Origin of the sequence: Streptomyces sp. NPDC059398, from assembly GCF_042751845.1 — a bacterium.
Lineage (GTDB): Bacteria > Actinomycetota > Actinomycetes > Streptomycetales > Streptomycetaceae > Streptomyces.
Map to the genome: position 1 here is coordinate 21,751 of NZ_JBHYWP010000102.1, position 7,026 is coordinate 28,776.

At 71.0% G+C, this 7,026-nt stretch carries 5 protein-coding genes and 1 pseudogene; 1 reads left to right on the forward strand and 5 read right to left on the reverse strand.

What is annotated here, in order from left to right; translation table 11 throughout:
- Window positions 1-83: 83 nt before the first annotated feature.
- The 4 genes and pseudogenes from ACFXBC_RS28730 to ggt form a co-directional block, all read right to left on the reverse strand.
- Window positions 84-794 (reverse strand): annotated as a pseudogene (locus tag ACFXBC_RS28730) (nitrilase-related carbon-nitrogen hydrolase); the annotation flags it as partial.
- A gap of 246 nt (window positions 795-1,040) precedes the next feature.
- On the reverse strand, window positions 1,041-1,439 hold the full coding sequence (locus ACFXBC_RS28735; RefSeq protein WP_385030668.1) for a PPOX class F420-dependent oxidoreductase: 399 nt from the start codon (window positions 1,437-1,439) through the stop codon (window positions 1,041-1,043).
- 30 nt (window positions 1,440-1,469) lie between these two features.
- Window positions 1,470-1,721 carry a helix-turn-helix domain-containing protein gene (locus ACFXBC_RS28740; RefSeq protein WP_385030671.1) on the reverse strand — a complete coding sequence of 84 codons (252 nt, stop codon included), beginning with the start codon at window positions 1,719-1,721 and terminating at the stop codon, window positions 1,470-1,472.
- Between the two features lie 66 nt (window positions 1,722-1,787).
- Window positions 1,788-3,614, reverse strand: coding sequence for a gamma-glutamyltransferase (gene ggt, locus ACFXBC_RS28745; protein WP_385030674.1), 1,827 nt, complete (start codon window positions 3,612-3,614; stop codon window positions 1,788-1,790).
- Between the two features lie 257 nt (window positions 3,615-3,871).
- Between ggt and ACFXBC_RS28750 the strand changes: the two genes are divergently transcribed.
- Window positions 3,872-6,175, forward strand: coding sequence for a beta-L-arabinofuranosidase domain-containing protein (locus ACFXBC_RS28750; RefSeq protein ID WP_385030677.1), 2,304 nt, complete (start codon window positions 3,872-3,874; stop codon window positions 6,173-6,175).
- A 66-nt stretch (window positions 6,176-6,241) separates the two neighbouring features.
- Here the strand turns inward: ACFXBC_RS28750 and ACFXBC_RS28755 are convergent, their stop codons facing one another.
- Window positions 6,242-6,865 (reverse strand): hypothetical protein, encoded by a 624-nt coding sequence (locus tag ACFXBC_RS28755; protein ID WP_385030680.1) that lies wholly within the window; start codon window positions 6,863-6,865, stop codon window positions 6,242-6,244.
- Window positions 6,866-7,026 lie beyond the last annotated feature (161 nt).

Below are 7,026 nucleotides of genomic sequence, written 5' to 3' on the forward strand. Positions count from 1 at the left end.
TGTAGAGTTATTTTTTTAAAATAGGCGCACGGTGCGGGTAGGGGGGGACGGTCATGTGCCCCGTATTTTTAGGGCCGCGGCCGCGCGCCGACGAACTGGCCGCGCGGGTCGACGAAGTAGCTGGTGCCGTAGAAGTCGTTGTCGCCGTACTCCTCCTGGCCGACCCGGTTGATGGCGGCGATGAAGTACTCGTTGGCGACAGCCGCCGCGGGCTGCTCCAGCTGCCAGAGGTAGGCGGAGAGTCCCCGCGAGGTGGCGGAGGGGTTGTAGACGATCTGCGCCCCGTTCAGGCCGAGTTGGCGCCACCCCTCGGGGAAGTGGCGGTCGTAGCAGATGTACACGCCGACCTTGCCGACCGCGGTGTCGAAGACCGGCCAGCCCGCGTTCCCCGGTTTGAAGTAGTACTTCTCCCAGAAGCCCTTGACCTGCGGGATGTGGTGTTTGCGGTACTTGCCGAGGTAGCTGCCGTCGGCGTCGATGACGGCGGCCGTGTTGAAGTAGAAGCCGGACTGCTCCTCCTCGAAGACCGGGACCACGATCACCATGCCGGTCTCGCGGGCGAGTTCCCGCATCCGCGTGACGGTCGGCCCGTCGGGCACGGGCTCCGCCCAGCGGTAGTGCTCGGCCTCCTGCACCTGGCAGAAGTACGGGGCGTTGAAGACTTCCTGGAATCCGATGATCCGCGCGCCCTGACGGGCGGCCTCGCGGGCATGCTCCTCATGCTTGGCGATCATGGACTCGGTGTCGCCGGTCCAGGTGGCCTGGACCAGTGCGGCGCGTACGACGTGGGACATGAGCAGCTCCTTCAACAGGGCGCCACGAAGCTCTACGCACGTAGACAGGTTGCGTAGGAGGAGAACGTAAGCCCCGTCCCAGACTGGGGCAAGACCATCGCCGTCAACCGGCAGAGTCGATCATGTTTCGTCTCCGCATGATCAGTTCACCCTCCGGCCGCGATCAGATTGCGCGCCCGGCGCCTCCGGCGCGCCCCGCACCGGACGGTCGCCCCGCACCGGTACGCCCGTCCCCCCTGGGCCGCTTCAGCCGAACGTCACGGCGATCCCGGTGTGCGGCCGCTTGCCGAGCCGGACGATGGCGCCCGGCACATCGACGAGCACGAACTGCCAGGTGTACTTGGCCCTCAGCAGCCGCCGCACCCGCCGGGTATCCGCTTCTCCGAGCAGCCGCGCCACCCCCTCGGCGGACGGCGCGCCCTCCGCGACCCTGCCCCGTACATCACAGACGGCCACCCGCACCCGGCTGTCCCGGCGCAGCCGCTTGACCTTCCAGGAGTCGGTACGGGTCCAGACGAAGAGCTCGCCGCTGTCCATCGCGGCCCAGACGGGCGTGGCGACGGGCGTGCCGTCCCTGCGGAAGGTGGTCAGACTGACGTACTTGCTGCGGGCGAGTGCGTCGGAGGTCGTGGCGTCGGGTGTCATACCCGGAGCGTAGGGCCGCGGGCCCCCGGTTCATACGGCCACCGGTGAGCAGCGCGCCGCGACCTCGTCCATGGAGAGCCCGAGCACCGCCGCGAGCGCCGCGACCGTGAAGAAGGCGGGGGTCGGGGCCCGGCCGGTCTCGATCTTCCGGAGCGTCTCGGCCGAGATGCCCGCGGCGGCGGCGATCTCGTTCATGGTGCGCGCGCCGCGCGCCTCGCGGAGCAGACGGCCGAACCGTTCGCCGCGTGCGCGCTCTTCGGGGGTGAGAGGGGTACGGACCATGCCGTCATTGTAATACCACTATGACCGGTATAGTAATGTGCCCGAACGTCGGCCCGCCCCGCTCCCTCAGGGCCGGCCGTCCGGGCGGACCACCATCGCGGAACCGCCGCCCCTGCGGACCGGTTCCGCCGCCGCCAGCCAGCGGCCGTCCGGCAGCCGCTGCACCCCGGTCGCCGCACCGATCTCCGGGTTGAGGGTGAACTTGTGCCCGAGCGCCTCCAGTTGGCCGCGCAGTGGACTGTTGTAGAGCGCCGGTTCGAGCTCCGTCGTGGCGGCGTTGCGCTGGCTGGCCCTGGGCGCGGCGATGGCGTCCACCAGGGGCAGACCGCGGTCGAGATGGCCGATGAGCGTCTGGAGCACGGTGGTGATGATGGTCGCGCCGCCCGGCGACCCGACGGCCAGCACCGGCTTCCCGCCCCGCAGGACGATCGTCGGCGAGATCGAGGAACGCGGCCGCTTCCCGGGCCCCGGCAGGTTGGGATCGTGGACGGCCGGGTCGGCAGGGGCGAAGGAGAAGTCCGTCAGCTCGTTGTTGAGCAGGAATCCGCGGCCGGGCACGGCCATGGCGCTGCCGCCGGTCTGCTCGATGGTCAGCGTGTACGCCACCACGTTGCCCCACTTGTCGGCCACCGTCAGATGGGTGGTGTTCTCACCCTCGTAGGTGGTGGGGGCCGCGCCGCCGCTGTTCCCGCACCGCCGCGGGTGGCGCGGGTCGCCCGGGGCCAGCGGGCTGGTCAGGACCGCGTCGTCCTTGATGAGGCAGGCGCGGGAGTCCGCGAAGCGCTGGGAGAGCAGGTCCTTGGTGGGTACGGACTCGAAGGCCGGGTCGCCGACCCAGCGGCCCCGGTCGGCGAAGGCGATCCGGCTCGCCTCGATGTAGTGGTGCAGATACTGCACCTGGGACGCCTTCGAGAGGTCGGTGCGCTCCAGGATGTTGAGCGCCTCGCCGACCGTCGTACCACCGGACGAGGACGGCGCCATGCCGTACACGTCGAGTCCGCGGTACGAGGTCTCGGTGGGGGCGCGGTGCAGAGGTGCGTACGCCCGCAGGTCCCGCGCCGTCAGGTCCCCGGGGCGGGCGTTACGGGTCGAGCCGGGGGCCAGGTCCGGCTTGCGGACCGTCCGTACGATGTCCCGGCCGAGGCTGCCGCGGTAGAGCTCGCCGACGCCCTTGCGGCCCAACTCCTCGTAGGTGCGGGCCAGATCGGGGTTCTTCAGCGTGGAGCCCACGGCGGGCGGCCGGCCGCCGGGCAGGAAGAGCTTCGCCGTCGCGGGGAAGTCCGCGAAGCGTGCCTGGTTGTCCTGCGTCTGGCTGTGGAAAGTCGGGTCGACGGTGAACCCGTCCCTGGCGATCCGCTCGGCCGGTTTCAGTACCGTGCCCAGCGACTTGCGGCCCCAGGAGGTGAGCGCGGAGTCCCAGGTGGCGGCGGTGCCCGGGGTGCCCACGCTCAGACCGCTGGTCACCGCGTCCGCGAAGGGCAGCGGTTTGCCGTTCTCGAGGAAGAGCGAGGAGTCGGCGGAGCGCGGGGCGGTCTCACGGCCGTCGATGGTCCGCACCCGGTGGGTCTTCGCGTCGTAGTAGACGAAGTAGCCGCCCCCGCCGATACCGGCCGAGTACGGCTCGGTCACCCCGAGTGCGGCGGCCGTCGCCACCGCGGCGTCCACCGCATTGCCGCCCTCGCGGAGCACCTCAATGCCCGCGGCCGACGCGTCCTGGTCGACGCTCGACACCGCGCCGCCGTAACCGACCGCGACCGGGGTCTTCGCCACCGCGCTCCCCCGCTGCTGCCCCTGCGCCGCTCCGGCGGCGGAGGGCGGCGCGGTCGCCCCCACCGACAGCAGGGCGGCGGCGACAGCCAGATACGACAGCTTCCGTACGGTGACACGGCGCATCCATGACCTCCAGCGGAGAGACGTACGGCGCAGCGTAGCCCGCCCGCCGCGCATGCGTCATGGACACGAACTTCTGCCGTTGGCCTGGACATGACCATTTCCGCGTGCTGTCATTCCGGATGGCACCGCCCCTTCCGGCGTGGGTAATTTCCAACGTTGGAAAGGATTTTCCCTGTCAGGGCCAGTCAGGGCCGAGGCTGTCGGCGACACTCTGCCGCCGCGCCGCGCCGCGCCCTCAGTCACCAGGAGCCGCCCCCATGCCCCTGAACCGTCGTCAATTCGCGCTCTCCGCCCTCGCCGCGGGCACCATGGGTCTCCAACTGCGTCTGGCCGGGGGCGCCCAGGCCGCCCCCACACCGGCCGCCGCCCGTGTCGCCCCCGCCCGTGGCGGTCACTACGCGCCCAGCGCCGCACCCCTGGCACCGACCGCCTTTCTGCGGCTGCCGCCCGGCGCCGTCACCGCGCACGGCTGGCTCGACGGCCAGCTCCGGCTGCAGCTCGCGGGTCTGTGCGGCCGGTATGCCGACATCTCGCACTTCCTGGACATGGACAACACCGGCTGGGTGCACCCCGACCGGGTCGGCTGGGAGGAGGTGCCCTACTGGCTGCGCGGCTATGTCGACCTCGCCGTACTGACCCAGGACGCCACCGCGCTCGCCGCCGTACGCCGCTGGATCGACGCCATCGTCGCCACCCGGCAGCCCGACGGCTTCTTCGGCCCGGCGGCTCTGCGCACCTCGCTCGGCGGCGGCCCCGACTTCTGGCCGTTCCTGCCGCTGACCTGGGCCCTGCGCAACTGGCAGGAGTACAGCGGCGACACCCGGATCATCCCGCTGCTGTCCGCCTTCTTCCGTTACATGAACGCCCAGGGTCCGGGCGCCTTCAACCAGAGCTGGGTGTCGGTGCGCTGGGGTGACGGCCTGGACAGCGTCTTCTGGCTCTACAACCGCACCGGCGAGAGCTTTCTGCTCGACCTCGCCGACAAGATCCACACGAACGGCGCCGACTGGGTCGACAACCTCCCGACGCTGCACAACGTCAACATCGCCCAGGGCTTCAGAGAACCGGCACAGTACGCGCTGCGCTCGCCCTCCACCGCGCTCACCCGGGCCGCCTACCAGAACTACACCTCCGTGATGTCCGCCTACGGCCAGTTCCCCGGCGGCGGCTTCGCGGGCGACGAGAACGCCAGGCCAGGCTTCGGCGACCCCAGGCAGGGCTTCGAGACCTGCGGCATCGTCGAGTTCATGGCCAGCCACCAGCTGCTGGCCCGGATCACCGGCGACCCGGTGTGGGCCGACCGCTGTGAGGAACTGGCCTTCAACTCGCTGCCCGCCGCACTGGACCCGGCGGGCAAGGGCGTGCATTACATCACCAGTGCCAACTCCGTCGACCTGGACAACACCCCCAAGACCCAGGGCCAGTTCCAGAACGGCTTCGCCATGCAGTCCTACCAGCCGGGCGTCGACCAGTACCGTTGCTGCCCGCACAACTACGGCATGGGCTGGCCGTACTTCACCGAGGAGCTGTGGCTCGCCACCCCGGACAACGGACTGGCCGCCGCCATGTACGCGCCCAGCAGCGTCACCGCCAAGGTCGCCGACGGCACCGCGGTCACGGTCACCGAGACCACCGACTATCCCTTCGCGGACACGGTCACCCTCAGGATCACCGCCCCGCGCGCGCTGGCCTTCCCGCTCTATCTGCGCGTCCCCGGCTGGTGCGCGGCCCCGCGGATCAGCGTCAACGGCCGGCCGGTCAGCGCCCCCGCGGGCCCCGCCTTCACCAGGATCAGCCGTACCTGGAAGAGCGGTGACACCGTCACCCTCCAGCTCCCCCAGTCGACCACCGTACGCACCTGGCCCGACAGCCACGGCGCCGTCTCCGTCGACCACGGCCCGCTCACCTACGCGCTGGACATCGGCGAGGACTACGTCCAGTACGGCGGCAGCACCGAATTCCCCGAGTACGAGGTGCACGCCACCACACCCTGGAACTACGGGCTCGCGCTGGACTCCGGGTCCCCGTCCCTCAGCAGGGCCGGCGGCTCACTGGCCGCCAACCCCTTCACCCATGACGGCGCCCCACTGCGCATCACCGCGCCCGCCCGCCGGATCGCCGAGTGGAAAACCGACGGGCAGCAGGTCGTCAACGTGCTGCAGACCAGCCCGGCCCGCAGCACCGCCGCCGTCGAGACCGTCACGCTGATCCCGATGGGCGCCGCCCGGCTGCGTATCTCCGCCTTCCCCACGGCCGCGCCCGACGGTCACCCCTGGACGCCGGCCGGCGACTTCCTGAAGGTCCGCAACAAGAACTCGGGCAAGGTCCTCGGCGTCGATCTGATGTCCACGGCCAACAGCGCACCGGTCGTCCAGTACGACGACAACGGCACCGCCGACCACCTCTGGCAACTGACCGACAACGGCGACGGCTGGTACCGCATCCGCAACAAGAACTCCGGCAAAGTCCTCGGCGTCGACCAGATGTCCACCGCCAACAGCGCACCCGTCGTCCAGTACGACGACAACGGCACCGCCGACCACCTCTGGCAACTGGGCTGACCGGCCCCCGGCAACGGGACCGACCGTGCGGCCCACGGCACCCGGCCGCCGTGGGCCGCGCGGATGTCACCTGGGCGGAACGGCCCCCGGCCCGGTCCTTCCGTACCCCGTACCGGGCGCATCGCCCCCGGGGCGGCGGCCCGGCGCGTACTCGCCGATCAGCGCCACCAGCCCGGCCGGGTCCACATCGAAGACCTGCGCCTCGATGCAGAGCCCCTGCGCCCGTTCACCGCGGCCGAGCGCCGGGGCGAGCCTGCGGTACATCGACCGCGGCCGGCAGAACCGGGGCAGCGCCTCGGTCCCCGGCGCGAAGTCCACGACGACATGGGTACCGGTCCTGCCGCCCTCGGCCGCCTCGGTGACCGCGACACCCGATACGGCGGGCCATGGCACGGTGCGGGCGGGCCAGAGGGGCAGGCGCACGGTCAGCCCGCCGTCGCCCGGGGCCAGCCGCAGCGGTCGCACCAGATATCCGACGAAGGTGACGGTGAAGAAGGCGAGGAGCAGTCCGGCGATGACCATCAGGGTGCCGCCGACCGCCCCGTACTCCCCGGAGACGACCGGCGGGATGGCCACCACCCAGGCGACGAGCACCACCACCGCCGCCACCGGGACCCACTGCAGCTTCCCCCTGAGCCGCAAGGTCGTGTCCGCTCGTCCCTGGTCCGCGCCGTTCTCCGCATTCGTCACACCGTGAGCTTGAAACGTCGGACGCGTTCGCGCCAGGGTTTCGCTGAATTCCGGTCAACTACTCTCCGGTGGCGGCACGGCAGCAGGGCCTCGCGGGGGCATGGCCGCCCTCGCCACCGGCAGTACGAGGCCGGGCGGCCCCTCGTCGCATACCTCTGCGA